Source organism: Lysobacter sp. Root76, assembly GCF_001428685.1.
Lineage (GTDB): Bacteria > Pseudomonadota > Gammaproteobacteria > Xanthomonadales > Xanthomonadaceae > Lysobacter.
Window position 1 is genome coordinate 354459 of sequence record NZ_LMIK01000006.1, and the last position, 25807, is coordinate 380265.

The 25807-nt window shown below is 70.0% G+C and carries 24 protein-coding genes and 1 pseudogene; 17 read left to right on the forward strand and 8 right to left on the reverse strand.

The window, feature by feature from the left end:
- Positions 1 to 2: 2 nt before the first annotated feature.
- Together ASE10_RS13540 and galU are read left to right on the forward strand one after the other, a co-directional pair.
- Positions 3 to 1916 (forward strand): nucleoside-diphosphate sugar epimerase/dehydratase, encoded by a 1914-nt coding sequence (locus tag ASE10_RS13540; protein WP_055906744.1) that lies wholly within the window; start codon positions 3 to 5, stop codon positions 1914 to 1916.
- On the forward strand, positions 1916 to 2815 hold the full coding sequence (galU, locus tag ASE10_RS13545; protein ID WP_055906747.1) for a UTP--glucose-1-phosphate uridylyltransferase GalU: 900 nt from the start codon (positions 1916 to 1918) through the stop codon (positions 2813 to 2815). The genes ASE10_RS13540 and galU overlap by 1 nt, the downstream gene beginning before the upstream one ends.
- A 154-nt stretch (positions 2816 to 2969) precedes the next feature.
- Here galU and ASE10_RS21115 read toward each other — a convergent pair.
- Positions 2970 to 3284, reverse strand: a pseudogene (locus tag ASE10_RS21115) (DUF1232 domain-containing protein); the annotation flags it as partial.
- Between the two features lie 139 nt (positions 3285 to 3423).
- The gene (locus ASE10_RS13550; RefSeq protein ID WP_055906750.1) at positions 3424 to 3864 is read right to left on the reverse strand and encodes a hypothetical protein; all 441 of its coding nucleotides are present in this window, start codon (positions 3862 to 3864) and stop codon (positions 3424 to 3426) included.
- 76 nt (positions 3865 to 3940) lie between these two features.
- Between ASE10_RS13550 and ASE10_RS13555 the strand changes: the two genes are divergently transcribed.
- The 3 genes from ASE10_RS13555 (at position 3941) to ASE10_RS13565 (ending at position 6118) form a co-directional block, all read left to right on the forward strand.
- Positions 3941 to 5230, forward strand: a complete 1290-nt coding sequence (locus ASE10_RS13555; protein WP_055906753.1) for an FAD-binding oxidoreductase — start codon at positions 3941 to 3943, stop codon at positions 5228 to 5230.
- Positions 5227 to 5586, forward strand: coding sequence for a tRNA-binding protein (locus tag ASE10_RS13560; RefSeq protein ID WP_255355398.1), 360 nt, complete (start codon positions 5227 to 5229; stop codon positions 5584 to 5586). The genes ASE10_RS13555 and ASE10_RS13560 overlap by 4 nt, the downstream gene beginning before the upstream one ends.
- Positions 5587 to 5800: 214 nt before the next feature.
- The gene (locus ASE10_RS13565; protein WP_055906756.1) at positions 5801 to 6118 is read left to right on the forward strand and encodes a hypothetical protein; all 318 of its coding nucleotides are present in this window, start codon (positions 5801 to 5803) and stop codon (positions 6116 to 6118) included.
- A 293-nt stretch (positions 6119 to 6411) separates the two neighbouring features.
- On the opposite strand, the gene ASE10_RS13570 is transcribed toward ASE10_RS13565, so the two are convergent.
- From ASE10_RS13570 to ASE10_RS13580, 3 genes are all read right to left on the reverse strand, one after another.
- Positions 6412 to 7617 carry an acetyl-CoA C-acyltransferase gene (locus ASE10_RS13570; RefSeq protein ID WP_055906759.1) on the reverse strand — a complete coding sequence of 402 codons (1206 nt, stop codon included), beginning with the start codon at positions 7615 to 7617 and terminating at the stop codon, positions 6412 to 6414.
- Between the two features lie 96 nt (positions 7618 to 7713).
- The gene (locus ASE10_RS13575; protein WP_055906762.1) at positions 7714 to 10089 is read right to left on the reverse strand and encodes a 3-hydroxyacyl-CoA dehydrogenase/enoyl-CoA hydratase family protein; all 2376 of its coding nucleotides are present in this window, start codon (positions 10087 to 10089) and stop codon (positions 7714 to 7716) included.
- Positions 10090 to 10204: 115 nt separating this feature from the next.
- Positions 10205 to 10825, reverse strand: coding sequence for a TetR family transcriptional regulator (locus ASE10_RS13580; protein WP_055906765.1), 621 nt, complete (start codon positions 10823 to 10825; stop codon positions 10205 to 10207).
- Between the two features lie 216 nt (positions 10826 to 11041).
- Here ASE10_RS13580 and ndk point away from each other — a divergent pair, with 216 nt between their 5' ends.
- The 11 genes from ndk (at position 11042) to ASE10_RS13635 (ending at position 22435) form a co-directional block, all read left to right on the forward strand.
- A complete protein-coding gene (gene ndk / locus ASE10_RS13585; protein ID WP_055906769.1) occupies positions 11042 to 11467 on the forward strand; it encodes a nucleoside-diphosphate kinase in 426 nt (141 codons plus the stop codon).
- Between the two features lie 107 nt (positions 11468 to 11574).
- Positions 11575 to 12804 (forward strand): 23S rRNA (adenine(2503)-C(2))-methyltransferase RlmN, encoded by a 1230-nt coding sequence (rlmN, locus tag ASE10_RS13590; protein WP_055907155.1) that lies wholly within the window; start codon positions 11575 to 11577, stop codon positions 12802 to 12804.
- Positions 12805 to 12841: 37 nt separating this feature from the next.
- Complete coding sequence (pilW, locus tag ASE10_RS13595; RefSeq protein WP_235567562.1) at positions 12842 to 13639, forward strand: type IV pilus biogenesis/stability protein PilW; 798 nt, start codon at positions 12842 to 12844, stop codon at positions 13637 to 13639.
- A complete protein-coding gene (locus ASE10_RS13600) occupies positions 13639 to 14448 on the forward strand; it encodes a helix-turn-helix domain-containing protein (RefSeq protein ID WP_157480970.1) in 810 nt (269 codons plus the stop codon). The genes pilW and ASE10_RS13600 overlap by 1 nt, the downstream gene beginning before the upstream one ends.
- Before the next feature lie 110 nt (positions 14449 to 14558).
- A complete protein-coding gene (locus tag ASE10_RS13605) occupies positions 14559 to 15188 on the forward strand; it encodes a tetratricopeptide repeat protein (RefSeq protein ID WP_055906778.1) in 630 nt (209 codons plus the stop codon).
- Positions 15189 to 15238: 50 nt separating this feature from the next.
- Positions 15239 to 16438 carry an outer membrane protein assembly factor BamB gene (bamB, locus tag ASE10_RS13610; RefSeq protein WP_055906779.1) on the forward strand — a complete coding sequence of 400 codons (1200 nt, stop codon included), beginning with the start codon at positions 15239 to 15241 and terminating at the stop codon, positions 16436 to 16438.
- Between the two features lie 288 nt (positions 16439 to 16726).
- A complete protein-coding gene (gene der, locus ASE10_RS13615; protein ID WP_055906782.1) occupies positions 16727 to 18127 on the forward strand; it encodes a ribosome biogenesis GTPase Der in 1401 nt (466 codons plus the stop codon).
- 119 nt (positions 18128 to 18246) lie between these two features.
- Positions 18247 to 18849 (forward strand): NTP transferase domain-containing protein, encoded by a 603-nt coding sequence (locus tag ASE10_RS13620; RefSeq protein ID WP_055906784.1) that lies wholly within the window; start codon positions 18247 to 18249, stop codon positions 18847 to 18849.
- A gap of 4 nt (positions 18850 to 18853) precedes the next feature.
- The gene (gene glp, locus ASE10_RS13625) at positions 18854 to 20068 is read left to right on the forward strand and encodes a gephyrin-like molybdotransferase Glp (RefSeq protein ID WP_055906786.1); all 1215 of its coding nucleotides are present in this window, start codon (positions 18854 to 18856) and stop codon (positions 20066 to 20068) included.
- Positions 20069 to 20132: 64 nt separating this feature from the next.
- The gene (moeB, locus tag ASE10_RS13630; protein WP_055906789.1) at positions 20133 to 21260 is read left to right on the forward strand and encodes a molybdopterin-synthase adenylyltransferase MoeB; all 1128 of its coding nucleotides are present in this window, start codon (positions 20133 to 20135) and stop codon (positions 21258 to 21260) included.
- Between the two features lie 164 nt (positions 21261 to 21424).
- Positions 21425 to 22435: a DUF2272 domain-containing protein gene (locus ASE10_RS13635; RefSeq protein ID WP_162255281.1), complete on the forward strand. Its 1011-nt coding sequence runs from the start codon at positions 21425 to 21427 to the stop codon at positions 22433 to 22435.
- On the opposite strand, the gene ASE10_RS13640 is transcribed toward ASE10_RS13635, so the two are convergent.
- From ASE10_RS13640 to ASE10_RS13650, 3 genes are all read right to left on the reverse strand, one after another.
- Positions 22432 to 23235, reverse strand: coding sequence for an alpha/beta fold hydrolase (locus ASE10_RS13640; protein WP_235565867.1), 804 nt, complete (start codon positions 23233 to 23235; stop codon positions 22432 to 22434). The two genes, ASE10_RS13635 and ASE10_RS13640, sit on opposite strands and share 4 nt — an antisense overlap.
- A 152-nt stretch (positions 23236 to 23387) precedes the next feature.
- A complete protein-coding gene (locus ASE10_RS13645; RefSeq protein ID WP_200949790.1) occupies positions 23388 to 24470 on the reverse strand; it encodes a beta-eliminating lyase-related protein in 1083 nt (360 codons plus the stop codon).
- Positions 24467 to 24778 carry a DUF1244 domain-containing protein gene (locus ASE10_RS13650; RefSeq protein ID WP_055906796.1) on the reverse strand — a complete coding sequence of 104 codons (312 nt, stop codon included), beginning with the start codon at positions 24776 to 24778 and terminating at the stop codon, positions 24467 to 24469. The genes ASE10_RS13645 and ASE10_RS13650 overlap by 4 nt, the downstream gene beginning before the upstream one ends.
- Before the next feature lie 69 nt (positions 24779 to 24847).
- On the opposite strand from ASE10_RS13650, the gene folD reads away from it, so the two are divergent.
- Positions 24848 to 25723: a bifunctional methylenetetrahydrofolate dehydrogenase/methenyltetrahydrofolate cyclohydrolase FolD gene (gene folD, locus ASE10_RS13655; RefSeq protein WP_055906799.1), complete on the forward strand. Its 876-nt coding sequence runs from the start codon at positions 24848 to 24850 to the stop codon at positions 25721 to 25723.
- The last annotated feature ends 84 nt before the right edge of the window (positions 25724 to 25807 follow it).

The window sequence follows — 25807 nt, forward strand, 5'->3', positions numbered from 1 at the left end:
GAATGAGCTCTTGGCGCGATCGTCTCAAAGGTGCACTGCCGCGCATGGCGGTAGTTGCGCACGATCTCGCGATGGTGTGGTTGGTTTGGCAAGCGCTGTACCGTCTGCGCTTCGGCATCATCCCCGCCGCCGTTCCGCTGCCGCTGTGGTCGACCGAGATCGCGCTGGTGATGATCGCGCAGGGCCTGGTGTTCTGGCAGGTCGGCCTGTACCGCGGCCTGTGGCGCTTCGCCGGCGTGCCCGATCTTTGGAATATCTTCAAGGCCTGCATGCTCGGTCTGTTCGCGATCGTGCTGGTGCTGTTCCTGTACAACCGCCTCGACACCACCATGCCGCGCACGGTGCTGGTGCTGTACCCGGTGGTCCTGGTCGGCATGCTGGGTGCGCCGCGCCTGCTGTACCGCGCCTGGAAGGACAGCCGCGTCGAACGCGCCAACACCGCGACGGTGCGCATCCTGATCCTCGGCGCCGGCCGCGCCGGCGAAGCGCTGGTGCGCGACCTGCGCCGCTTCGGCACCTATGAGCCGGTCGGTTTCCTCGACGACGCCGCGCGCCTGCGCGGCAGCAAGGTCCAGGGCGTGCCGGTGCTCGGACGCGTGCCCGAAGTCGCCGAAATCGCACGCGAGACCGCCGCCAAGCTGCTGGTGATCGCGATGCCTTCGGCCGACGCCAACGCGCTGCAGCGCGTGGTGATCGCCTGCGAGCGCACCGGCCTGCCGTTCCGGATGGTGCCGCGCCTGCAGGACGTGCTCGAAGGCCGTTCGCTGCCCGGCGAACTCAAGGAAGTCGCGATCGAGGATCTGCTCGGGCGCAAGCCGGTGCTGCCGGATTGGAAAGCGATCCGCAGCTGGCTGGGCGCGCGTTCGGTGCTGGTCACCGGCGCCGGCGGCTCGATCGGCTCGGAGCTGTGCCGCCAGTGCGCGCGCCACGGCGCCCGCCGCATCGCCCTGATCGAAATCGACGAACTCGCCCTGACCCAGACCGAGGCCGCGCTGCGTCGCGATTTCCCGGATCTGGAATACATCCCGATCCTGGGCGACTGCGGCGACCCGGCGGTGATCGCGTTCGCGCTCGACCAGTCCGAGCCCGACGCGGTCTTCCATGCGGCCGCGTACAAGCAGGTGCCCTTGCTGGAAGCGCAGTTGCGCGAGGCGGTGCGCAACAACGTGCTGTCGACCGCGACGGTGGCCAAGGCCTGCCGCGAATCCGGCGTCGGCACCTTCGTGCTGATCTCCACCGACAAGGCGGTCGATCCGGTCAACGTGCTCGGCGCGACCAAGCGCCTGGCCGAGATGACCTGCCAGTCGCTCGCCGACCAGCGTTCGACCCGCTTCGTGACCGTGCGCTTCGGCAACGTGCTCGATTCGGCCGGCAGCGTGGTGCCGTTGTTCCGCGAACAGATCCGCGGCGGCGGGCCGGTCACGGTCACCGACCCGGAAGTCACGCGCTTCTTCATGACCATCCCGGAAGCCTGCCAGCTGATCCTGCAGGCCTCCGCGATCGGCAGCCATGAAGCGATCTACACCCTCGACATGGGCGAGCCGGTGCCGATCCGCCTGCTCGCCGAGCAGATGATCCGCCTGGCCGGCAAGCAGCCGGGCCGCGACATCGCGATCATCTACACCGGCCTGCGTCCGGGCGAGAAGCTGCACGAGACCTTGTTCCACGCCGACGAGCGCTATCGCCCGACCCAGCATCCGAAGATCCTGCAGGCCGAGCCGCGCGGCGTCTCCGCGTCGGCGATCGAATCGGCGATCGCGCAGCTGCGCGAGGCTTCGGCGCGCTACGACCGCGAAGCGCTGAACCAGTTGTTGCGCATGGCCGTGCCCGAGTTCGCCCCGGTGGGCGAACATCCCGATTACGTCGAGTCGACCACCGTGGTGGCGTTCCCGACCCGTAACGCCAGGAAGGTTTGATGGCAGCTCGCATCCGTAAAGCGGTGTTTCCCGTCGCAGGACTGGGGACCCGATTCCTGCCCGCGACCAAGACCGTGCCCAAGGAAATGCTGCCGATCGTCGATCGGCCGCTGATCCAGTACGCAGTCGACGAAGCGATCGAAGCCGGTTGCGACACCCTGATCTTCGTCACCAACCGCTACAAGCACGCGGTCGCCGACTACTTCGACAAGGCCTACGAGCTGGAGCAGAAGCTCGAGCGCAGCGGCAAGCTCGAACAGCTGGAGCTGGTCCGCAACGTGTTGCCTCCGGGCGTGCGCGCGGTGTTCGTGACCCAGGCCGAAGCCCTGGGCCTGGGCCATGCGGTGCTGTGCGCCAAGCCCGTGGTCGGCGACGAGCCGTTCGCGGTGGTGCTGCCCGACGACCTGATCTGGAACCGCGGCCCGGGCGCGCTCAAGCAGATGGCCGATGCGGCCGAAGTCTCCGGCGCCAGCGTGATCGCGGTCCAGGACGTGCCGCGCGAGCAGACCGGCAGCTACGGCATCGTCGCCACCGACGGTTTCGCCGCGCGCCAAGGCCGCATCCGCGCCATCGTCGAGAAGCCCAGTCCCGAGGTCGCGCCCAGCAACCTCGCGGTGGTCGGCCGTTACGTGCTCAATCCGCGCATTTTCGCCCTGCTGGAGAACACCACGCCCGGCGCCGGCGGCGAGATCCAGCTCACCGACGCGATCGCCGCGATGCTCACCGAGGAGGCGGTCAATGCCTATCGCTTCCAGGGCACCCGTTTCGACTGCGGCACCCACCTGGGCCTGATCGAAGCCACGATCCGCTTCGCCCTGGACCACGAAGTGCTCAGCGATTCGGCGCGCCAGCTGATGCAGAACGCGCTGAGCGAACTGGGCGTGGCCGATCTGGAGTGAGGCCTGGGCCGGGAAGCAGGAACCCGTAGCCAGGTCGCTTACCCGCTTGTTTACCCGCCGTCGCAGGCATCGCGACGATCGGCCGCGTCGGCTCGACGGGGTCGGCCGCGACGTATCTATAAGCCAGCAAGGCGCATAGCACGGCGAGTCCGATCCAGACCGCCACGATCACGGCGGCCGCGACGCGGCCTGCCGCGCCGCCCTCCAGACCGCCGTCCTGCGCGGCACGCGCGCGACACTCGGCCATGACGGCCGCTGGAATCATGCGGATCGCCCACGCGATCCCCAGCGGAAGCAGGAGCAGATCGTCCAGATAGCCCAGGACCGGGATGAAGTCCGGAATCAGGTCGATGGGACTGAGCGCGTAGGCCACGATCGCCGCGACCAGCAGCTTGGCGTACCACGGAGTGAGCGGATGCCGCGCCGCGAGGTAGAGCGCGTGGATCTCGCGCTTGAGTTGGCGAGCGCGTTGCCGCAGTGCGTCGATCCATGGCATGCCTTCGACTCCCGCGGCGCTGGGCGATGGCGCCGGCCGCATCACGATGGACGCGAAGTCGGGGCAGGGCAACAGCACCAGCCCGGCGCCCGGCGCGGCACCGATGGAGCCCTTAGCGGTAGTACCAGAACGCCGCCATCGCTACGGCTGCGCATAGCGCGGCCAGCACGCGCGCCACCGCGGCCATGCGCCGTACCCGCCCGATCCAGCGCAGCGCGGCCGCGCCGCGCAGCACGCGTACGTCGCGCAGGGTGCGCCAGTCGCGCGGCGGAAAACGTTGCTCGGCCTGCGCGGCCGCAGCCAGACGCCGCAGGCTGCGCGCCAGCAGAGACAAGGGCGCCACCGGCAGCAAGCCCAGCGCGACGAGCAGGCCGCGCAACCAGCGTCGGGTGCGCTGCGGGTCGCCGTCCTGGGCCAGCTGGCTGGCAATCCCGGTCAGCCAGGCATCGAGTTGCCACAGCGCGAACGAGGCCAGCACCACGATCGCGGCGATGATCAGCAGGCTGCGCCTGCGATAGGCTAGGTTGGCCGAGTGGATGTCCGTATCGCGCATGCTCGCGTTCCTGTGGATCCGGGCTCGTGGTTCCCGTGCATTTCAGCAAACCCGACCGCCGCATTCCAGACCGCCCATGACCGCCCCCAGCTACTACCGCGCCACCTTGCCGCCGACGCCGGAACGGCCGGCCCTGCAAGGCCGGCGCGAAGCCTCGGTGTGCGTGATCGGCGGCGGTTTCGCCGGGCTCAATACCGCCCTGGGCCTGGCCGAGCGCGGGGTCGAGGGCGTGGCCCTGGTCGAGGCCCAGACCCTCGGCCACGGCGCCTCCGGACGCAACGGCGGCTTCGTGTTCGGCGGCTTCTCGCGCGGCGAGGACGCGCTGCTGCGCGAACTCGGCCGCGAACGCGCGCGCGCCTTGTACGCGGGCAGCATCGGCGCGGTCGAGCTGATCCGCTCGCGCATCCATCGCCACGGCCTGGACTGCGATGCGGTCGAGGCCGGAGTGATCTGGGCCAACTGGTTCCGCGATCCCAAACCGCTGCGCGCGCGCCAGCGCCTGCTGGCCGAGCACTACGGCGTCGACTGGCGCTGGCTGGCGCAGGACGAACTGCGCGGCCTGGTGCGCAGCGACCGCTACCACGGCGGCCTGTTCGAACCGCAGGCCTTCCATTTCCATCCGCTCAAATACGCGCTGGCCCTGGCGACGCTGGCCGAACGCGCCGGCGTCGCCGTGCACGAACGCACGCCGGCGACCGCGCTGCGTCGCGACGGCGCGCTGTGGCGCGTCAGCACGCCGCAGGGCGAGATCGCGGCGCCGCGGGTGGTGCTGGCCTGCGGCGGCTATCTGGCCGGGCTGCGCGCGCGCGTGGACGCCGGCGTGATGCCGATCGCGACCTACGTCATGGTCACCGAGCCGCTGGGCGAACGCCTGGACGAGGCGCTGCGCACACGCGCGGCGGTCTACGACAGCCGTTTCGCGTTCGACTACTACCGGCCGCTGCCCGACACGCGCCTGCTGTGGGGCGGGCGGATCTCGGTGCTGGACCGTTCGCCGGCGGCGGTCGAACGCCTGCTGCGGCGCGACCTGCTCAAGGTGTTCCCGCAACTGGAAGGCGTGCGCATCGAGCAGGCCTGGTCCGGCCTGATGAGCTATGCGCGCCACCAGATGCCGCAGATCGGCCTGGTCGAGGACGGACTGTGGTTGGCGCAGGCCTTCGGCGGTCACGGCGTCGCCCCGACCACCTTCGCCGGCGAGCTGCTGGCCGCGGCGATCGCGCACGGCGACCCGCGCTGGCGGGAGTTCGAACATTACGGCCTGGTCTCGGCGCTGAAGCCGGCCGGGCTGCTGGGCGCGCAGTTGAGCTACAGCTGGGCGCAGTTCAAGGATATGTGGAAAGACTGGAACGAGAGGAAGCGCGAGTGAGCCAAGACCATGGTGCGGCCGGGCAGGACGACCTGAGCTGGAGCGAGTTCGAGAGGGTGATGCTGTGCGCCGGCACGGTGCTGCGGGTCGAGGATTTTCCCGAAGCGCGCAAACCGGCGTGGAAGCTGTGGGTGGACTTCGGACCGCATGGGGTGCGCAAGACCAGCGCCCAGGTCAAGCAGCTGTACGCGGCCGAGGCACTGATCGGGCGCCAGATCGTCGGCGTGATCAACTTCCCGCCCAAGCAGGTCGGGCCGTTCCGTTCCGAGTTCCTGCTGACCGGGTTTCCGACCGAGGACGGCGTGGTGGTCACCGCGATCGAGCGCCCGGTGCCGAACGGGACGCGGCTGGCCTGAGCCGTTCGGCCCTGGCCTTCGGTAGGAGCGGCGTAAGCCGCGACCGCGCCATCGAAGCGACGACGCAATTCGGTTTCGTGGTCGCGGCTTACGCCGCTCCTACCCCAGAGCGCGGCACATTAAAAATCTTTAATCGTCCGCCCAGGCTGCCGTAGCCCGCCGTCGCCTAGCCTGCAATCGCGATCGCTTCGGTCGCGTCTTCGGGAGAGCCGCCATGCCCCGCATCCTGCTGGTTCCGATCGCCAGCGCTTTGCTGTTCCTGAGCCTGGGCGCCAGCGCCGCACAGCCTGCACCGGCCGCTCAGCCGACGGCCGCCGCCAAGCCCATGGCCGCGCACTCCGCCGCCCAGCCGACGGCGGCTACCCCCCGACCCGCGCCGGCCAAGGCCGCGGCTACCCCCCGACCCGCGCCGGCCAAGGCCGCGGCTGAACATTGCCGCGACAGCAAGGGCAAGTTCGTGTCCTGCGAAAAGAAGGTCGAGCCCAAGCGTTGCCGCGACGCCCAGGGCAAATTCACCGCCTGCCCGCGGTAATCGCGCGGTCGGCTACCGTGGGCCGATCGCCAGCGCGCAACCGGACCTCGTCGTCCACGGCAAGGGCAGCTTCGGCTGCCCTTGCCGTTTGTGCGGGCTAGCTGCGCGGGCCGGCATCGCTACGCGCGAAAGGGGTATTCCGCTTCGAGGTAATGCGCTTCACGCATCGCGCCGTGGGCTCGCAGCATCGTACGACCGGCGCGCGCAGACCCCAAAACGCACCAGGGCGGCCGTAGCCGCCCTGGTGTGACTCCGCTATGCGAAGGTCGCGGCCTTCGCCTCGCGGCCGTGGCTCAGAGCGCTTCGAACACGCCCGCCGCGCCCATGCCGGTGCCGATGCACATGGTCACCAGGCCGTACTTCTGCTGACGACGGCGCAGGCCGTGGACGATGGTCGCGGTGCGGATCGCACCGGTCGCGCCCAGCGGATGGCCGAGCGCGATCGCGCCGCCCAGCGGATTGACCTTGGACGGGTCCAGGCCGCTGTCGCGGATCACTGCCAGCGCCTGCGCGGCGAAGGCTTCGTTGAGCTCGATCCAGTCGATCTGGTCCTGGGTCAGGCCGGCCTGCTTGAGCGCCTTCGGAATCGCCGCGATCGGGCCGATGCCCATCACTTCCGGGCGCACGCCGGCGACCGAGAAGCTGACGAAACGCGCGAGCGGGGTCAGGCCGTAGTCCTTGACCGCCTGGCCCGAGGCCAGCAGCACGGCCGCGGCGCCGTCGCTCATCTGCGAGGCGGTGCCGGCGGTGACGGTGCCGCCGAACTGGCCGTTGCGGAACACCGGCTTGAGCTTGGCCAGCGCCTCCAGCGAAGCGTCGGCGCGCGGGCCTTCGTCGAGTTCGATCAGGCTCTTGCGCAGCTTGATGGTGTTGCCGGACAGATCGGGCAGGTGCGACAGCACCTCGTACGGGCTGATCTCGCTCTTGAACTCGCCGGCCTGCTGCGCGGCGATGGCCTTCTGGTGCGAGGCCAGGGCGAACGCGTCCTGGTCCTCGCGCGAGATCTTCCATTCCTCGGCGACCTTCTCGGCGGTGATGCCCATGCCGTAGGCGATGGCGACGTGGTCGTCCTTGAACACGCTCGGGCTCAGCGCGACCTTGTTGCCCATCATCGGCACCATCGACATCGACTCGGTGCCGCCGGCCAGGACCAGGTCGGAGTTGCCCAGGCGGATCTCGTTGGCCGCCAGCGCCACGGCCTGCAGGCCGGAGGAGCAGAAGCGGTTGATGGTCTGCGCGGCGATGGTGTTGGGCAGGCCGGCCAGCAGCACGCCGATGCGCGCCACGTTCATGCCTTGCTCGCCCTCGGGCATGGCGCAGCCGATGATGGCGTCGTCGATGCGGTTGAGGTCGATACCCGGGGCCTGCGCGACCACCGACTTGAGCACGTGGGCGAGCATGTCGTCGGGGCGGGTGTTGCGGAATACGCCGCGCGGGGCCTTGCCGACCGGGGTGCGGGTGGCGGCGACGATGTAGGCGTCTTGAACTTGCTTCATGATCTTTCTCCGAAAGAGGGATTCGGGATTAGGGATTCGGGATTAGGACGAACGATCCGGGAGACGCTGTTGCGAATCCCGGATCTCGAATCACCAATCTCAGTTCCTCAGCGGCTTGCCGGTCTTGAGCATGTGCGCGATGCGCTCCTGCGTCTTGGGCATCTGCGCCAGCGCGACGAAGTGCTCGCGCTCGAGCTTGAGCAACCACTCTTCGTCGACCAGCGCGCCGCGGTCGACTTCGCCGCCGCAGATCACGGTGGCGATGCGGGTGGCGATCTCGTAGTCGTGCGGCGAGATGAAGCGGCCTTCCAGCATGTTGACCAGCAGCATCTTGAAGGTCGCGATACCGACGTCGCCGGCGACCTGGACCCGGCGGCCGGGCAGGGGCGGGCGGTAGCCGCTCTCGGCCAGGCCGCGCGCCTGGGCCTTGGCCACATGCAGCAGTTCGAAGGCGTTGAACACCACGGCGTCGCCGTCGCGCGCCAGCTTGAGCTCGCGCGCTTCGAAGGCCGAGGTCGAGACCTTGCCCATGGCCACCGACTCGAACGCGGTCTTGAGCTGGGCGAACACGTCGCCGCCCGGACCGGCCGCGTCGGAGGCGCGCACGGCGAACTCCTTCAGGCCGCCACCGGCCGGCAGCAGGCCGACGCCGGCCTCGACCAGGCCGATGTAGCTTTCCAGCGCGAACACGCTCTTGGCCGCGTGCATCTGGAACTCGCAGCCGCCGCCCAGGGCCAGGCCGCGCACCGCCGCGACCACCGGCACCAGCGAATACTTGATGCGCTGGCTGGTGGCCTGGAAGTTGGCGACCATGGCCTCGAAGCCCTTGAGGTCGCCGGCCTGGAGCAGGCCGAGCGCGCCGGACAGGTCGGCGCCGGCCGAGAACGGCTCCTTCGGCTGCCAGATCACCACGCCCTTGAACTTCTTCTCGGCGATGCCAATGGCTTCCTGGATGCCGTTGAGCACGTGGTCGTTGACCGTGTGCATCTTGGTCTTGAAGCTGATCACGGCGATGTCGTCGCCGTCGTCGGCCCACAGGCGGATGCCGTCGTTCTCGAACACCGTCTGGCCCTGCGAGAACTTCTCGCCGAGCAGGGCGTCGGGGAAACGCTGGCGCGCGTAGACCGGGTTGGACGAGCGCGCGACCTTGGCGTTGCGGCCCGGGCTGTAGCTGCCGTCGCTGCCGTGCACGCCGTCGCGGCCGTCGAACACCCAGTTCGGCAGCGGCGCGGACGCCATCGCCTTGCCGGCGACGATGTCCTCGGCGATCCAGTCGGCGACCTGCTTCCAGCCGGCGGCCTGCCAGCTCTCGAACGGGCCCAGCGACCAGCCGTAGCCCCAGCGCATCGCGAAGTCGACGTCGCGCGCGGTGTCGGCGATCGACTCCAGATGGAAGGCGCTGTAGTGGAAGCTGTCGCGGAACACCGCCCACAGGAACTGCGCCTGCGGATGGCTGCTGGCGCGCAGCGCGGCGAACTTCTTGGCCGGGTCGCGTTCCTTGAGCAGGGCGGCGACGTCGGCGTCGAGCTCGCCGGCCGAGACGCGGTAGTCCTGCGCCTTCAGGTCCAGCACCAGGATGTCCTTGCCGCGCTTGGTGTAGACGCCGGCACCGGTCTTCTGGCCCAGCGCGCCCTTCTCGATCAGCGCGGCCAGCCACTTGGGCGCCTTGAAGTACGAGTGCCACGGGTCGTCGGGCAGGGTGTCGGCCATGGTCTTGATGACGTGGGCCATGGTGTCCAGGCCGACCACGTCCGCGGTGCGGTAGGTCGCCGACTTGGGACGGCCGATCGCCGGGCCGGTCAGGGCGTCGACGGTGTCGAAGCCCAGGCCGAACTGCTCGGTGTGGTGCATCGCGGCCAGCATCGAGAACACGCCGATGCGGTTGCCGATGAAGTTCGGGGTGTCCTTGGCGATCACCACGCCCTTGCCCAGGGTGGTGGTCAGGAAGGTTTCCAGGCCCTCGAGCACGCTCGCGTCAGTGCCGCGGGCCGGGATCAGCTCGGCCAGGTGCATGTAGCGCGGCGGGTTGAAGAAGTGCACGCCGAGGAAGCGGTGGCGCAGCTGCTCGGGCAGCACTTCGGCCAGCTTGTTGATGCCCAGGCCCGAGGTGTTGGACGCCAGCACGGTGTGCTCGGCCACGAACGGAGCGATCTTCTTGTACAGGTCCTGCTTCCAGTCCATGCGCTCGGCGATGGCCTCGATGATCAGGTCGCAGTCGCGCAGCTGTTCCAGGCCGGTCTCGTAGTTGGCCGCGCTGATGCGCTCAGCCAGGCCCTTGGCGGCGAGCGGGGCGGGGCTGAGCTTGCCCAGGTTCGCGATCGCCTTGGCGACGATGCCGTTGGGGTCGCCCTCCTTGGCCGGCAGGTCGAACAGCACCGTGTCGACGCCCGCGTTGGTCAGGTGCGCGGCGATCTGCGCGCCCATGACGCCGGCGCCCAGGACCGCGGCTCGGCGGACAAGCAATTTGTTAGACATCGTCTGCAACTCCTTGGATTGATTGCACTATGTTGCAGCGCCAGGACGGTACGGAAGCGGGGCAACCGATGGGGTCGCCCAGGCGCGGTCGGAAAGGGGCGGCGGAGCGCTGGGCTCAGCTCTTGAAGCCGGCAGCGGCGAAACGGATCAGCTCGCGGCCCGCGCGCTCACGATGCGCCGCCTCGGTGACACCGGCGGGACGCTTGATCAGGCCGAAGTCGGCCATGGCGTAGGTCAGCGACCCGGCCAGGAAGTCCAGGCGCCAGTACAGCTCTTCCTTGCTCAGGCCGGGCACCGCGGCCGCGATCGCCTTGGCGAATTCGCGCAGCACGTGGCCGTAGTGGTCGGACAGGAACTTGCGCAGGCTGTCGTTCTTTTCGGCGTAGGCGCGCGCGACCACGCGCACGAAAGCGGCGCCGCCGTGGCGGTCCTGGGCCAGGGCCAGGGCCGGCTCGACGAACGCGGCCAGGATCGGTTCCAGTTCGCCCGGATGCTGCTGGACGGCCTCCTGCAGGGCGCTCAGGCGCTGCCGGCTCATGTCGTCCATGCGGCGGCGGAACACCTCGTTGACCAGGTTTTCCTTGCTGCCGAAGTGGTAGTTGACCGCGGCGATGTTGACGTCGGCGCGGCTGGTGACCTGGCGCAGGGACGTGCCGGTGAAGCCGAACTGGGCGAACAGCTCTTCGGCGGCGCCGAGGATGCGGTCCTTGGTGGAGAAATGGGCGGTGGCGGCCATGGGGCTCCAGGGTGGCTGAATCAAACGCTTGTTTGATCGTAGTCCCGGCTTGGCCGGATCGTCAACGGATTTTCAGCACAACCGTGCAAATCGCATGACCGATCCGGTAGAATTACCGTAGCCATATCGGCTAAACCCGCGTTCTGTCGCGGGTTTTCTGTTATTCTCGGGCCCTCGCAAGGAAGCAGCAGCGGCCCGCCTACCCGGAGAATTTCCATGGCGCTGGAGCGCACCCTGTCCATCATCAAGCCCGACGCCGTCGCCAAGAACGTCATCGGTGAGATCTACACGCGTTTCGAGAAGGCGGGCCTCAAGGTCGTCGCTTCCAAGATGAAGCACCTCTCCAAGCAGGAAGCCGAAGGTTTCTACGCCGTGCACCGCGAGCGTCCGTTCTTCGCCGCCCTGGTCGAGTTCATGATCAGCGGTCCGGTGGTGATCCAGGCGCTGCAGGGCGAGAACGCCGTGCTCAAGCACCGCGACCTGATGGGCGCGACCAATCCGAAGGACGCAGCGCCGGGCACCATCCGCGCCGACTTCGCCGACAGCATCGACGCCAATGCCGTGCACGGTTCGGACAGCCTGGAGAACGCCGCGATCGAGATCGCGTACTTCTTCCCGGCTACCGACGTGTACGCGCGCTAAGCCACGCCGTGAACGACCTCCGCACCAACGCGAACGATCTTGCCCACGCCGGCGACACGCCGGCGTCGGCAACGCCCGCGGGCGCTGACGCCAGCGGTACGAACGCCATGAGTGCGAAGGTCGTCAACGCTGACGTCGGCGCCACCGACGTCGCGGTCGCCGCGACGCAGCCGGCCAGTTCCGGCTTCGTCGCGTTCGATCCGGGCAAGACCAACCTGTTCGATCTCGACCGCGTCTCGCTGGAAGACTTCTTCGAGCAGACCCTGGGCGAGAAGCGCTTCCGCGCGCACCAGGTGATGAAGTGGATCCACCACCGCTACGTCACCGACTTCAACGACATGACCGACCTGGGCAAGGCGCTGCGCGCCAAGCTCGAGCAGCATGCGCAGGTGCGCGTGCCGCAGGTCGTGTTCGACAAGGCCTCCACCGACGGCACCCACAAGTGGCTGCTGGGCATGGACCCGAAGAACGCGATCGAGACGGTGTTCATCCCCGACAAGGGCCGCGGCACCCTGTGCGTGTCCTCGCAGGTCGGCTGCGCGCTGAACTGCCAGTTCTGTTCGACCGCGACCCAGGGCTTCAACCGCAACCTGTCGACCGCCGAGATCATCGGCCAGGTCTGGGTCGCGGCGCGCCACCTCGGCAACGTCCCACACCAGCAGCGCAAGCTCACCAACGTGGTGATGATGGGCATGGGCGAGCCGCTGGCGAATTTCGACAACGTCGTGCGCGCCATGAGCATCATGCGCGACGACCTGGGCTACGGCCTGGCCAACAAGCGCGTGACCCTGTCGACCGCCGGCATGGTGCCGATGATCGACAAGCTCGGCGAGGTCAGCGACGTCTCGCTGGCGGTGTCGCTGCACGCGGCCAACGACGAGCTGCGCAGCGAGCTGGTCCCGCTCAACAAGAAGTACCCGATCGCGCAGCTGATGGAAGCCTGCGTGCGTTACGCGCTGCGCAAGCGCGGCACCTCGGTGACCTTCGAGTACACCCTGATGAAGGGCGTCAACGACCAGCCTCAGCACGCGCGGCAACTGCTGCGGCTGCTGCGCCAGTTCGACAACGCGGTGCAGATGAAGGACGCGGCCAAGGTCAACCTGATCCCGTTCAATCCGTTCCCGGGCACGCGCTACGAGCGCCCCGACGACGCGGCGATCCGCGCGTTCCAGAAACTGCTCAACGACGCCGGCATGATCGCGCCGGTGCGCCGCACCCGCGGCGACGACATCGATGCGGCCTGCGGGCAGCTCAAGGGCCAGGTCATGGACCGGACCCGGCGCCAGGCCGAATTCCGCAAGAAACTCGAATCTCAGGGGCTGGGCGATGCGGCATGACGGGCAGGGGAGTGGGGCGAAGTGGCCGTTGGCCGCGGTGGCGGCGCTGCTGGTCCTGGCCGCGCTCACCGGCTGCAAGCGCCTGACCTTCGTCCGGCCGAACTTCGACAAGACCAACTACGAACACACCGGCCCGGACTACGCGGTCCGCGACGACAAGCGCAGCAAGGACGCCGCCTCGGCCCGCAACCGGCTGCAGCTGGCCCAGGCCGCGCTGCGCAACGGCGACCTCGACGGCGCCGAGCGCGATGCCCACACCGCGCTCAAGGCCGACCCGCACTCGGCCGACGCCCACACCCTCCTCGGCGCGATCGCCGAGCGTCGCGGCAATAGCGCCGCCGCGGGCCAGTACTACAAGAAAGCGGTCGATCTGGCCCCCGAGCGCGGCGCCTTCCTCAACAACTACGGTGCCTGGCTGTGCAGCAGCGGCCGCGCGGCCGAGTCCTTGAGCTGGTTCGACCGCGCCCTGGCCGACAGCACCTACGCGACGCCGACCGCGGCCCTGGCCAATGCCGGCAGCTGCGCCGCCACCGCCGGCCAGTACGAGCGCGCCGAGCGCGATCTGCGCACCGCCCTGGCCCTGGACGCCGGCAACGCGCTGGCCCTGGGCGGCCTGGCCCGGATCGAGCTGCAGAAGGGCAACGCCTTCGAAGCGCGAGCTTTTTCTGAACGCAGGCTGGCTGCCGCACCGGTAGATCCGGATGCGCTGCTGCTTGCGTCACAAATCGAACAAAAACTCGGCGACACGGCTGCCGCCGCAAGATACGTTCAGCGTCTACGGGCGGAGTTCCCTGACGCGCAGGGCTCCGGGACAGGGGATGACGGTAAGCGATGATGCTTTCGAACGAAGTCGCGCCTGACGGCGGGGGTAGCTGTGGCGCGCGCCTCAAATCTGCCCGCGAGCGGGCCGGTCTGTCGCACGCGGACGTTTCCGCGCGCCTGAAAATGCCGACCCGCGTGGTCCAGGCACTGGAAGACGACGACCTGGCGCGCATCGGCGCACCGGTGTTCGTGCGCGGCCAGCTGCGCAGCTACGCACGCCTGCTCGGGGTCGATCTCGAGCCCGAACTCGACCGCGTCGCCGTCGCCCAGGTGGCGCCGTCGGAGCTGGTCAGCCACACCCACACGCCGCGCTACCGCCGCGTGTTCGAACAGGCCACCCGGCGTGCGATCTATATCGTGCTGACCGCCGCGATTGCGGTACCGGTCTGGCTGGCCACGCGTCCGCACCTGGACAGCAACCTGGCGGTGCAGTCGCTGGACGTGCCGGCGATGCCGGCCGCGACCGACGCGGCCCCGGCCACCGAACCCGCCGTCGCGGCCCAGCGCACTCCGCTGATCGCCTCGATGGCCCCGCTGCCGGCAGCGCCGGCGGCGCAAACCGCGCTGTCGCTGAATTTCAGCGGCGACAGCTGGGTGCAGGTGTATGCCGCCGACGGCAGCACCCTGGAGCAGGGCCTGCTCGGCGCCGGCGAACGCCGCAGCTACGGCGCCGGCCAAGTCGCGCGCGTGGTGCTGGGCAACTCGTCCGCGGTCGAAGTGCTGCAGGCCGGCAAACCCGTCGATCTGGCGCCGTTCAGCCGCGCGAACGTCGCGCGCTTTACGCTATCCTCTGACGGTTCCCTCGCGCCGGTCGCCGACTGACCCGCGACGCGGGTCTGCGCATGCCCGCTAGGGCATGTCCCTTACTGGCCCGCGCTGCGGGCCGGTCATATTCCTTTGGGCTCCAGCCGGTCGGCGGGGCGAGATGAGCGATGGCGATCGACGAGCTGCTGGACGAACACGAACAAAGCGAACGCGTACTCGAATGGCTGCGCCGTAACGGCGCCGCCCTGATCGGCGGCATCGCCCTGGGCCTGGCCGCGATCGGCGGCTGGAAGTGGTGGGACAACCACCAGATCCAGCAGCAGGCGCAGGTCGCCAATCAGTACCAGGCCGCGCTCGACGCGATCGAAGCCAAGGACAAGGGCGCCGAAGCCAAGGTCAAGGCGCTCGGCCAGAACACCTATCACACGCTTGCCGCGCTGCGCCTGGCGCAGTCGCAGGTGGTCGCCAACCAGCGCGATCAGGCGATCGCGACCCTGCGCTCGATCAAGAGCGAAGACCCGGCCATCGCCGAGATCGTCAACCTGCGCCTGGCGCGTTTGCTGATCGAAGCCAAGCAGGCCGACGCCGCTCTGAAGCTGCTCACCAACGCGACCACGCCGACCGCGATCGCGGTGCGCGGCGACGCGCAACTGGCCCTGGGCCAGCGCGCCAAGGCGCAGGAAGCGTATACGCAAGCGATGACCAAGCTCGATGTGGCGTCGCCGCAGCGTCGCTTGCTCGAGCTCAAGCTCACCGAAGCCGGCGGTTCGCCGGTCAAGCCCGAGGCCAAGTCTTGATGAAGGTTGCAGCCATGACCCCCAGCCGCACCGCGGTTCGAGCCACTACGATGCGCGCCACCGCCGTCCTGCTGTGCGCCTTCGCGCTGGCCGGCTGTTCCACCGTCAAGGGCTGGTTCGGCGACGGCAAGAAGGACGACGGCAAGCCCAACGAGCCGGTCGAACTGAGCGACATCACCACCACCGCCAACGTCGCCAAGCTGTGGTCGGCGAACGCCGGCAAGGGCGAGAACCGGATGGGCGTCCGCCAGGGCCCGGCGATCGCCGACGGCCGCGTCTACGCCGCCGCGATCGAAGGCGGCGTGCACGCCTTCGACCTGCAGACCGGCAAGACGATCTGGGACTACCAGCCCATGCGTCAGGGCGAGGACAGCAACAAGAAGGACAAGGAAATCCGCCTGTCCGGCGGCCCCGGCGTCGGCGAAGGCCTGGTCGTGGTCGGCGGCCTGGACGGCGAAGTGATCGCGCTCGACGCCTCCAGCGGCGCCGAAAAGTGGCGCGCCAAGGTCGCCAACGAAGTCATCGCCGCTCCGGCGATCGGCATGGGCATGGTGTTCGTGCGTTCCAACGACGGCCGCCTTAGCGCGTTCGACGTCGCCAGCGGCGAGCGTCGCTGGTTCTGGACCCACGACGTGCCGATGCTGTCGCTGCGCGGCAACGACGCGCCGGTGCTCGGCCCGGGCGTGGTCTTCGTCGGCAACGACGACGGCACCGTGGCCGCGCTGTCGGCGACCGACGGCCGCCCGATGTGGGAACAGCCGATCGCGCAGCTGGAAGGCCGCACCGAGCTCGACCGCATGGCCGACATCGACGGCACTCCGGTGCTCGAAGGCAGCACCCTGTACGCGAGCAGCTTCAAGAAGCAGACCGTGGCCCTCGACGGCCCCAGCGGCCGCCCGATGTGGAACAGCGAGCACGGCGGTTCCGGCCGTATCGGCGTCGGCAGCAACCGCCTGGTGGTCACCGATCCGACCGGCACCGTGTTCGGCCTGGACAAGGCCGGCGGCAGCGCGATGTGGCAGCAGGCCGGCCTGGCCCGCCGCAACGTCACCGGCGCGGCGGTGCAGGGCGACTACGCCGTGGTCGGCGATTACGACGGCTACGTGCATTGGTTGAAGCTCGACAACGGCGAGTTCGCCGCACGTCAGCGCGTCGGCGGCAAGCCCCTGCGCGCGGCGCCGGTGGTCTCCGACGGCGTGCTGGTGGTGCAGAACGTCGAAGGCGAACTGACCGCGTTCAAACTGCAGTAAAGCCGGGATTCGGGATTCGGGATTCGCAAGAGCGGATCCCTGCGCGGTGCGGTCCGCACCGTCCGACTCGATCCATCTCGACATAGTGGCCCGGTCGGCGCTTGCCGCACCGGGCCGCTCGTTTGTAGCCCTGGCGCGTGCGCCCCCAGGCAGGCCCAAAAGCGCCAGGACGGCCGCTCTGGCACTATGTACCGCTGTTGCACCTCGGAAATCCGGTCCAAATCCCGGCGCGCCGCGTCTGCGCATTCCGAATCCCAAATCCCGAATCTCAAATCCCGGCTCTAAATCATGCTTCCGTTAGTTGCCCTCGTTGGCCGCCCCAACGTCGGAAAATCGACCTTGTTCAATGCGCTCACGCGCAGCCGCGACGCCCTGGTCCACGACCAGCCCGGCGTCACGCGCGACCGTCACTACGGCGTCTGCCGCCCGGAGGGCCTGCGCCCGTTCGCGGTGGTCGACACCGGCGGCATCGCCGGCGAGGACGAAGGTCTGGCCGGGGCGACCGCGCGCCAGGCCCGCGCCGCCGCCGAGGAAGCCGACCTCGTCTTGTTCATCGTCGACGGCCGCGAAGGCGCCTCGGCCCTGGACGACGACATCCTCAAGTGGCTGCGCAAGGCCGCCCGGCCGACCCTGCTGGTGGTCAACAAGACCGACGGCCTCGACGTCCAGGCCGCGCTCAACGAGTTCGCCCGCTACGGTTTCAGCGACAAGGTCGCGGTGTCCTCGGCGCACCGCCAGGGCATGGACCGCCTGCTCGAGGAAGTCCTGTCCAAGCTGCCGGAAGAGGGCGCCCAGGCCGAACTCGACAGCGATCCCTCGCGCATCCGCGTGGCCTTCATCGGCCGCCCCAACGTCGGCAAGTCGACCCTGGTCAATCGCCTGCTCGGCGAAGAACGCATGATCGCGTCGGAAGTCCCGGGCACCACCCGCGATTCGGTCGCCATCGACATGGAACGCGACGGCCGCCTGTACCGGCTGATCGACACCGCCGGCCTGCGCCGCAAGGCGCGCGTCGAGGAGGCGGTGGAGAAGTTCTCGATCATCAAGACCCTGCAGGCGATCGAGCAGTGCCAGGTCGCGGTGGTGATGCTGGACGCCGGCGAAGGCGTGACCGATCAGGACGCCAGCGTGCTGGGCTACGCGCTCGACGCCGGCCGCGCGCTGGTGGTGGCGATCAACAAGTGGGACGGCCAGACCGACTACCAGCGCCAGCAGACCGAAGGCCTGCTGGCGCGCAAGCTCGCCTTCGTCGACTGGGCCGAGGCGGTGCGGATCAGCGCCAAGCACGGCTCCGGCCTGGGCGAGCTGTTCAAGGCCGTGCATCGCGCGCACGACTCGGCGACCCGTGTGTTCGCCACCGCCGAAGTCACCAAGGCCCTGGAAATCGCCTACGAGACCAACCCGCCGCCGGTGGTGCGCGGTCACGTCGCCAAGCTGCGCTACGCCCACCCGGCGGCGAGCAATCCGCCGACCTTCGTGGTCCACGGCACCCGCCTGCGCACCCTGGCCGACAGCTACAAGCGCTATCTCGAAAACTTCTTCCGCAAGCGTTTCAAGCTGGTCGGCACGCCGGTGCGCTTCATCTTCAAGGAAGGCACCAACCCTTACGAGGGCAAGAAGAACGTGCTGACCGAGAAGCAGGTCGCGAAGAAGCGGCGTTTGATCCGGCACGTCAAGCGCGGCAAGTAAATCGCTGCAAGTGAATCGCGGGCGTGCGTGTCGCGCGCGCCTGACGGCCCAAGCCTGATGAAGGCGTCGGGCTGCCGGTTTGCAGCAGCCGTGCCGCCACCGGAGCCGATCCCACGCCCATGCGAGCCGCGCACCTGGCCATCGCTCCCTCCGAACTGACCCTGGGCCTGCTCGCCGGCGGCCGTGCCAGCCGGCTCGGCGGTCTCGACAAGGCCTGGTTGCTGCGCGACGGGCAGGCGCAGGTGCTGCGCCTGGCCCAGCGCTACGCCGCCCAGACCTGTGCCGTCCTGGTCAGCGCCAACCGCGCGCCGGACCGCTACGCCGCCCACGGCCTGCGTGCCGTCCCCGATCTGCGCGCGGACGTCGGCCCGCTGGGCGGTCTGGAAGCGCTGGCCGCGGCCTGCACGACGCCCTGGCTGCTGAGCTTGCCCGTCGATGCGCTGGCGCCGCCCCAGGACCTGCCCGCGCGCCTGGCCGCCGCCGGCGCGCACGGCGCCTGCGCGATCGACGACGACGGCCTGCAACCGCTGTTCGCGCTGTGGCGCGTACCGGCGCTGCGGCCGCGTCTGGCCGACGCGCTCGCCCACGGCCGCCTCGCGGTGCAGGGCCTGCAGACCGAACTGGGCATGGCGCGCGTGCGTTGCGATGGCCTACGCTTCGGCAACCTCAACACTCCCGACGATCTGGCCGCGGCCGGCATCGCCGCACCCGCAGCCGACTGACGCCATGCACGACTTCCCCACCGGCCTGAGCTACGACGAGGCCATCGCGATCGTCGCGCAGGTCGCCGCCGCGCACCGGCTCGAGACCGAATCCCTGGCCCTGGCGCGTTGCCACGGCCGCATCCTGGCCCAGGACGTGGACGCGCCGCTGGCGCTGCCGCCGTTCGACAACAGCGCCATGGACGGTTACGCGTTCCGCCACGCCGATCTGGGCGCGGAGGGCGCGCGCCTGCGCCTGGCCGGCGAGCAGTTCGCCGGCGCCGCCTTGGCGCCCGCGCTCGAACCCGGGCAGTGCCTGCGCATCACCACCGGCGCGCCGCTGCCGGCCGGCGCGGACACGGTCGCGATCAAGGAGAACGTGCAGCTGGACGGCGATTTCGTGCGGATCCCCGCCGGCATCGCGGCCGGCGCCCATGTGCGCTACGCCGGCGAAGACGTGCGCGCCGGCGATCGCGTGCTGCACGCGGGGCAGGCGCTGACGCCGACGCGGGTCTCGCTGGCCGCGTCGCTGGGACTGCCGTCGCTGAGCGTGGCGCGGCGGCCGACGGTCGCGGTGTTCACCACCGGCGACGAGCTGGTCGAACCCGGCCTGCCGCTGGGACCGGGCCAGATCCACGACAGCAACCGCGAGCTGCTAATGGGCTTGCTGCGCGCCGACGGCCTGGAGCCGACCGCGTGGCCGCGCCTGCCCGACGATCCGCGCCAGGTCGAGATCGCGCTGCGCGACGCCGCCTGCGCCTTCGATCTGGTCTTCACCTGCGGCGCGGTCTCGGCTGGCGAAAAGGACCACGTGCCGGCGGTGCTGGCGCAATTCGGCCGCACCCATTTCTGGAAAGTGCGGATGAAGCCGGGCATGCCGCTGCTGTTCGGCAGCCTGGACCAGGCGCGTTTGCTCGGCCTGCCGGGCAATCCGGTGTCGGTGATGGCGACCTACCTGAGTTTCGGCCGCGCCCTGATCGACGGCCTGCAGGGCTGCAGCGAGCCGCGACCGCGCTGGCGCGCGCGCCTGGTCGGCGGCATCGACAAGACCCATGCGCGCCGTGAGTTCGTCCGCGCGCGCCTGTCCGCGGGCGAGGACGGCGGCCTGCTCGCTGATCCCAATCCGGCCACCGGCTCGCACCGGCTGCGCGCGGCCGCCGACTCCAACGCCCTGATCGTGATCGGCGAAGGCCCGCAAACGCTGCAGGCCGGCGCCGTGGTCGAGGTGCTGCCGTACTGATGCGCGCAACGCTGCGTCGCCGGCGCCGCCGCACAGCGCCGGCGCGAAGGCGGATAATCGCGGCATGAGCATCGAACGCATCACTCCGGCCGAAGCGCTGCGCCGGCAACGCGCCGGCGCGATCCTGATCGACGTGCGCGAGGCCCACGAACGCGCCGCCGGCCGCGCCGAGCGGTCCCTGGGCGTGGCCCGCACCGAACTGGAAACCGACCCTTCCGCGAGCGTCGCCGACCGCGCCGCCGAGGTGCTGCTGATCTGCCAATCCGGCGCGCGCTCGCTGCTGGCCGCGCAGGCGCTGCTCGACGCCGGTTACCGGCGCGTGGCCTCGGTCGAGGGCGGCACCGTGCGTTGGATCGCCGAGGGCCTGCCGCTGGCGCCGGCGGATGCCGACGCCGATTTCTACGACCGCTACTCGCGCCACCTGCGCCTGCCCGAAGTCGGCGTGGAAGGGCAGCGCCGTCTGCAAGCCGCGCGCGTGGCCATGGTCGGCGCCGGCGGGCTGGGCTCGCCGGCCGCCTACTACCTGGCCGCGGCCGGGGTCGGCACGCTGGTGCTGGCCGACGACGACCACGTCGACCGCAGCAACCTGCAGCGCCAGATCCTGCACACCGAGGCACGCATCGGCACACCCAAGGTGGAGTCGGCGCGGATCGCGCTGGCGGCCTTGAACCCACAGGTGCAGGTGCTGGGGTTCGCCGAGCGCATCGGTTCGGACAACGTCGAGCGCCTGATCGCCGACGCCGACGTGGTCGTCGACGGCGCCGACAACTTCCCGGTGCGCTACCTGCTCAACGACGCCTGCGTGAAGCTGGGCAAGCCGCTGATCTACGGCGCGGTGCACCGTTTCGAAGGCCAGGCCAGCGTGTTCGACGCCGGCCGCCGGCGCGGGCAGGCGCCGTGCTACCGCTGCCTGTTCCCGGAACCGCCGCCGCCGGAAGCCGCGCCCAACTGCGCCGAGGCCGGTGTCCTGGGCGTGCTGCCGGGCGTGATCGGCCTGCTGCAGGCGACCGAAGCGATCAAGCTGATCCTGGGCATCGGCGAACCCTTGAGCGGGCGCCTGCTGCATTTCGACGCCTTGGCGATGCGTTTCCGCGAAACCCGCCTGCGTCCCGACCCGGGCTGCGCGGTGTGCGCGCCCGACCGGGCCTTCCCCGGCTATATCGACTACGCGGCCTTCTGCGCCGCGCACTGAGCCGCAGGCCGCGATGGGGCCGATGTGGGTGCGGTCGATGTGAGTGCGGTCGATGTGAGCGCAGCCGATGTGAATGCCGCCGATGTGAATACGATCGATACACGGACTGTGCGACGTTTCCCGTCGTCGGCAACGGCCGATGCGGACGGATGCGTGGAGGCGGCATGCGGGGAGCGGCGACGACTATAGTGCTGGCCTTGCTGTGGCTGAGCGGACCGGCGCGTGCCGGCGAAGCCTGCGCTGCGCCGTCCGGCCCCGACAGCTACGCCGCGCGCATCGCCGCGATCGCCTGCCAGGAAAACGGGCTGTGGTTCGACGCCTTCATCGACGCCAACGGCCGCCTGGCCAGCACCACCGTCGCTGAAGCCGAAACCTCGCGCCTGCGCGACGGCAGCACCCCCGCCTGGCGCCGCGTCGCCGACTACTGGAAGGGCAGCGGCCTGCTCTGGCAGATGAGCAGCTTCGCCGGCGCCGCCGAATGCAGCAGCGTGCCCAGCGCCGACCCGGGCCAGATGGGCGTCGCGAACGCGTCCTGCCGCGCCTTCCTGATCGACAACCCGTGGTCGGCGGTGTTCGTGTCCTACGTGATGAATCGCGCCGGAGTGCCCAACTTCCGCGCCTCGGCCAGTCACATCGACTACGTGCGCGACGCCTACCTGAATCCCGACAGCAGCCCGTTCCAGTTCGTCGATCCCGACAACGCCAAGCCGGCGGCCGGCGACTTGCTGTGCTTCGTGCGCGCTTCGGGCACGGCGTTCGGCTACGAAGGGCTGAAGGCGTTCCTGGATCGCGACTCCGGTGCGCTCAATATGCATTGCGACATCGCCGCGACGGTCGATGGCGGCAAGCTCTATCTGATCGGCGGCAACGTCCTGCAAAGCGTGACCCTGCGCGAACTCAACCTCAACAGCGGCGGCCGGCTGTGGGCCTTGCCGCGGCGCGGCGATGGTTCGCCCGACTGCCGTCCCGGCCACGAGGCGGGCTGCAACTTCAATCGCCAGGACTGGGCGGTGCTGCTCAAACTCAAGGCCATGACCCCGACCACGCCGCCGCCGACCCTGACGCCGGCGCGCAGCTGCTGCGAGGTTTGTCCCTTGCCGATGCCCGCGGGCATGCAGCGCTGTCCCGCTGCGTCGGCCGCGCCGCCGCCCGAGCCGCGCGCGCCGGCGAACTAGCGCGCCGGCTCCGCGGCCGCGAAGAACTCGCGCAGGGCCCGCTCGAACGCGGGCTGCGCGCCGATGCTGCTGTGGTCGGCCTGGGACAGCGCGACCACCTTCGGCGGCGTCGCCAGCGCGGCGATCAGGCGATCGGTGTTGCTGGCCGGGATCACCTGGTCGAGCCCCGCGCGCAGCACCAGGGTTGGTCCGCGGTAACCGGCCAGCCAACGTGCCGACTCGAAACGATCGCGCACCATCCAGCCCATCGGCAGCAGCGGATAGTGCGACTGCGCGACCGCGGTCAGGCTGTCGAACGGCGTCACCAGCGCCAGGCGCGCCACCGGTCGCTGCGAGGCGACATGGCTGGCCACGCCGCTGCCCAGGCTGCAGCCGATCACGTCGATGGGCTGGTCCGGATGCGCCGCGTGCACGCGGTCGTAGAAGCTCAACGCATCGCCGAACAGCGCCGCCTCGCTGGGCTGGCCGTCGCTGGCGCCGAAGCCGCGGTAGGCGAGCAGGTACACGCTGCGGTCCGGGAACAGGCGCGCGATCTGGTCGCGGCGCGCCTCGATGCGCTCGGCGTTGCCGCCGAAGTAGAGGATCGGCCGCGGCGCGCTCGGATTCACCGCCCAGCCGCGCAGATGCACGCCTTCGCGTTCCAGCACGAAATCGGTGCTGGCCGGGTCCACGCGCGTCTGTTGGCCGTAATAGATCAGGTCGCGCTGCTTGGCGTACATCAGCCCGCAGATGCCGGCATAGATCACCGCCGGTACGCCCAGCAATGCCATCCAGGCCTGCCTCGAGACTTTGAGCGCCATAGCGTTTCCCCTTGTCTGTCGAAGCCTGCAACGTCTGTCGAAGCCTGCAACGCCCTCGACTATGACCAACGTCGAAGGCGGCTGACAACGGGCATCGGGCATCGGGCATCGGGCATGGCCCAGTCTGGACCCGCGCCGTGCGACGGCCGCGTCTAGGCCGCGCCGATCACCGCGTCGATCTGGTCGGGCGTGGTCGCGTAGCTGGTCACCAGACGCACGAAGCGCTGGTCGGCGGCGATGGCATAGCCCTCGGGCAGGCCGCGGCTGGCCCAGTCGGCGCAGACGATGCCGGCCTCGCGCCAGCGCGCGGCCAGTGCCGCCGGCAGTACCGCGAACACCTCGTTGGCCTGGGTCGGCCAGGGCAGGCGCACGCCGGGCAGGGCGGCCAGCGCCGCGGCCAGGCGCGCGGCCATCGCATTGGCCTGGCGGGCGTTGTCGCGCCAGTGCCCGTCTTCGAGATAGGCCGCCATCTGCGCGCCGAGCAGGCGGCTCTTGGACAGGGTGTGGCCGGCGCGCTTGCGCTGGAACGGCAGCGACGCCGCCAGCGCCGGGTCGAACACGATCACCGCCTCGCAGGCCAGGGCGCCGTTCTTGGTCGCGCCGAAGCTCAGCGCATCGAAACCGGCCTGCCAGCTCATCGCCGCGGCGCTGCAGCCCAGGGCTTCGACCGCGTTGCCGAAACGCGAGCCGTCGAGGTGGCAGCGCAGGCCGTGGCGGCGCGCCAGTGCGGTCAATGCCCGCAGTTCGTCCAGCGAGTACAAGGTGCCGGCCTCGGTGACCTGCGACAGCGACAAGGCCGCCGGCTGCACCGAGCGGGCGACGCCGGGGCTGAGGCGGGCGAGGGCGTCGCTCAGGCCGTCGGGGGTGATCTTGCCGGCGACGCCGGGGATCCCGATCAGCTTGGCGCCGCCGCTGTAGAACTCGGGCGCGCCGCATTCGTCTTCGAGGATGTGGCTCTCGGCGTGGCACAGCACCGCGCCCCAGGGCGGGCACAGCGCGGCCAGGGCCAGCGCGTTGGCGGCGGTGCCGGTGGCGGTCAGCCAGGCCTGCAGCGGGCGCTCGAAGACCTCGGCCAGCAGGGCTTCGGCACGGGCGCTGTAGCGGTCGGCGCCGTAGGACGGCTCGGCGTCGGCGTTGGCGCGCACGATCGCGTCCAGCACCCGCGCGCTGGCGCCGACGACGTTGTCGCTGGCCAGGTTGATGCGAGGGCGTTGCGGTATCGGGTCGCCGCTCATTTCGGATGCGCGCGCTGCGCGGCCTCGAACGCGGCCAGTTGCTCCGGCGTGGCCTCGGTCTGGTGCTGCGCCTTCCATTGCGCGAACGGCTGGCCGTAGACGGCCTCGCGCGCCTCGTCGCGGGTCATGGTGATGCCGCGCGACTCGGCGGCCTCGCGGTACCAGTCGGCCAGGCAGTTGCGGCAGAACCCGGCCAGGATCATCAGGTCGATGTTCTGCACCTCCGGGCGCTCCTGCATCAGGTGCTGGCGCAGGCGCCGGAACGCGGCGGCCTCGATGGCGATGGTGTCGTGATCGGTTTCGTTCATGGCGGCTCGGCCGGTGTGGCGTGAATGGGGGATAATGCGCGGCCCAACTCCCGACGCCAATCCCGCCTCATGACGTCCGCTCCGACCCCGGCCCGCATCCTCGACGGCAAGCGCATCGCCGAGGACCTGCTCGACAATCTCAAGGCCCGGGTCGACGCGCGCGTGGCGGCGGGCCTGTCGCGGCCCGGCCTGGCCGTGGTCCTGGTCGGCAACGACCCGGCTTCCAGCGTGTACGTGCGCAACAAGCGCCGCGCCGCGCAGAAGGTCGGCATCCGCGCGATCGACTACGACCTGCCGGCCGACACCGGCGACGCCGACCTGCTGGCCCTGGTCGACCGCCTCAACGCCGATCCCGAGGTCCACGGCATCCTGGTCCAGCTGCCGCTGCCGGACCGCCGCGACGGCACCGCACTGATCCACCGCATCGATCCGCGCAAGGACGTCGACGGTTTCCATCCGGAGAACGTCGGCCACCTGGCGCTGCGCCAGTTCGGCCTGCGCCCGTGCACGCCGCGCGGCATCACTACGCTGCTGGCCTACACCGACCGTCCGGTGCGCGGGCAGAGCGCGACCATCGTCGGGGTCAGCAACCACGTCGGCCGGCCGATGGCGCTGGAGCTGCTGATCGCCGGCTGCACCGTCACCAGCTGCCACAAGTTCACCCCGCCGGAGGTGCTGGAAGCCTCGGTGCGCGGCGCCGACATCCTGGTGGTCGCGGTCGGCCGCCCGCAGCTGATTCCGGGCGAGTGGGTCAAGCCGGGCGCGGTGGTGATCGACGTCGGCATCAATCGCCTCGACGACGGCCGCCTGGTCGGCGACGTCGGCTTCGCCGCGGCCGCCCAGCGCGCCAGCTGGATCACCCCGGTCCCCGGCGGCGTCGGTCCGATGACGGTCGCGACCCTGATGCAGAACACCCTGGAAGCGGCCGAGGCGGCGGACGCCTGAGAGGCCGCAACGGCTCACCGCTTTGGGGTAGGAGCGGCGTGAGCCGCGACCCGCGGAGGTGGCCGGAGTTGCGCGGTCGCGGCT

Bases quoted from the DNA above. Each gene is read 5' to 3' on its own strand.
- moeB (WP_055906789.1), top strand. From the start codon at position 20,133: ATGAGCATCGAACGCATCACTCCGGCCGAAGCGCTGCGCCGGCAACGC.
- ASE10_RS13620 (WP_055906784.1), top strand. From the start codon at position 18,247: ATGCGAGCCGCGCACCTGGCCATCGCTCCCTCCGAACTGACCCTGGGC.
- ndk (WP_055906769.1), top strand. From the start codon at position 11,042: ATGGCGCTGGAGCGCACCCTGTCCATCATCAAGCCCGACGCCGTCGCC.
- glp (WP_055906786.1), top strand. From the start codon at position 18,854: ATGCACGACTTCCCCACCGGCCTGAGCTACGACGAGGCCATCGCGATC.
- ASE10_RS13650 (WP_055906796.1), bottom strand. From the start codon at position 24,778: ATGAACGAAACCGATCACGACACCATCGCCATCGAGGCCGCCGCGTTC.
- ASE10_RS13555 (WP_055906753.1), top strand. From the start codon at position 3,941: ATGACCGCCCCCAGCTACTACCGCGCCACCTTGCCGCCGACGCCGGAA.
- ASE10_RS13645 (WP_200949790.1), bottom strand. From the start codon at position 24,470: ATGAGCGGCGACCCGATACCGCAACGCCCTCGCATCAACCTGGCCAGC.
- galU (WP_055906747.1), top strand. From the start codon at position 1,916: ATGGCAGCTCGCATCCGTAAAGCGGTGTTTCCCGTCGCAGGACTGGGG.
- ASE10_RS13600 (WP_157480970.1), top strand. From the start codon at position 13,639: ATGCTTTCGAACGAAGTCGCGCCTGACGGCGGGGGTAGCTGTGGCGCG.
- ASE10_RS13540 (WP_055906744.1), top strand. From the start codon at position 3: ATGAGCTCTTGGCGCGATCGTCTCAAAGGTGCACTGCCGCGCATGGCG.
- rlmN (WP_055907155.1), top strand. From the start codon at position 11,575: ATGAGTGCGAAGGTCGTCAACGCTGACGTCGGCGCCACCGACGTCGCG.
- ASE10_RS13575 (WP_055906762.1), bottom strand. From the start codon at position 10,089: ATGTCTAACAAATTGCTTGTCCGCCGAGCCGCGGTCCTGGGCGCCGGC.
- ASE10_RS13565 (WP_055906756.1), top strand. From the start codon at position 5,801: ATGCCCCGCATCCTGCTGGTTCCGATCGCCAGCGCTTTGCTGTTCCTG.
- ASE10_RS13605 (WP_055906778.1), top strand. From the start codon at position 14,559: ATGGCGATCGACGAGCTGCTGGACGAACACGAACAAAGCGAACGCGTA.
- ASE10_RS13640 (WP_235565867.1), bottom strand. From the start codon at position 23,235: ATGGCGCTCAAAGTCTCGAGGCAGGCCTGGATGGCATTGCTGGGCGTA.
- ASE10_RS13580 (WP_055906765.1), bottom strand. From the start codon at position 10,825: ATGGCCGCCACCGCCCATTTCTCCACCAAGGACCGCATCCTCGGCGCC.
- bamB (WP_055906779.1), top strand. From the start codon at position 15,239: ATGCGCGCCACCGCCGTCCTGCTGTGCGCCTTCGCGCTGGCCGGCTGT.
- folD (WP_055906799.1), top strand. From the start codon at position 24,848: ATGACGTCCGCTCCGACCCCGGCCCGCATCCTCGACGGCAAGCGCATC.
- ASE10_RS13550 (WP_055906750.1), bottom strand. From the start codon at position 3,864: ATGCGCGATACGGACATCCACTCGGCCAACCTAGCCTATCGCAGGCGC.
- der (WP_055906782.1), top strand. From the start codon at position 16,727: ATGCTTCCGTTAGTTGCCCTCGTTGGCCGCCCCAACGTCGGAAAATCG.
- ASE10_RS13635 (WP_162255281.1), top strand. From the start codon at position 21,425: ATGCGGGGAGCGGCGACGACTATAGTGCTGGCCTTGCTGTGGCTGAGC.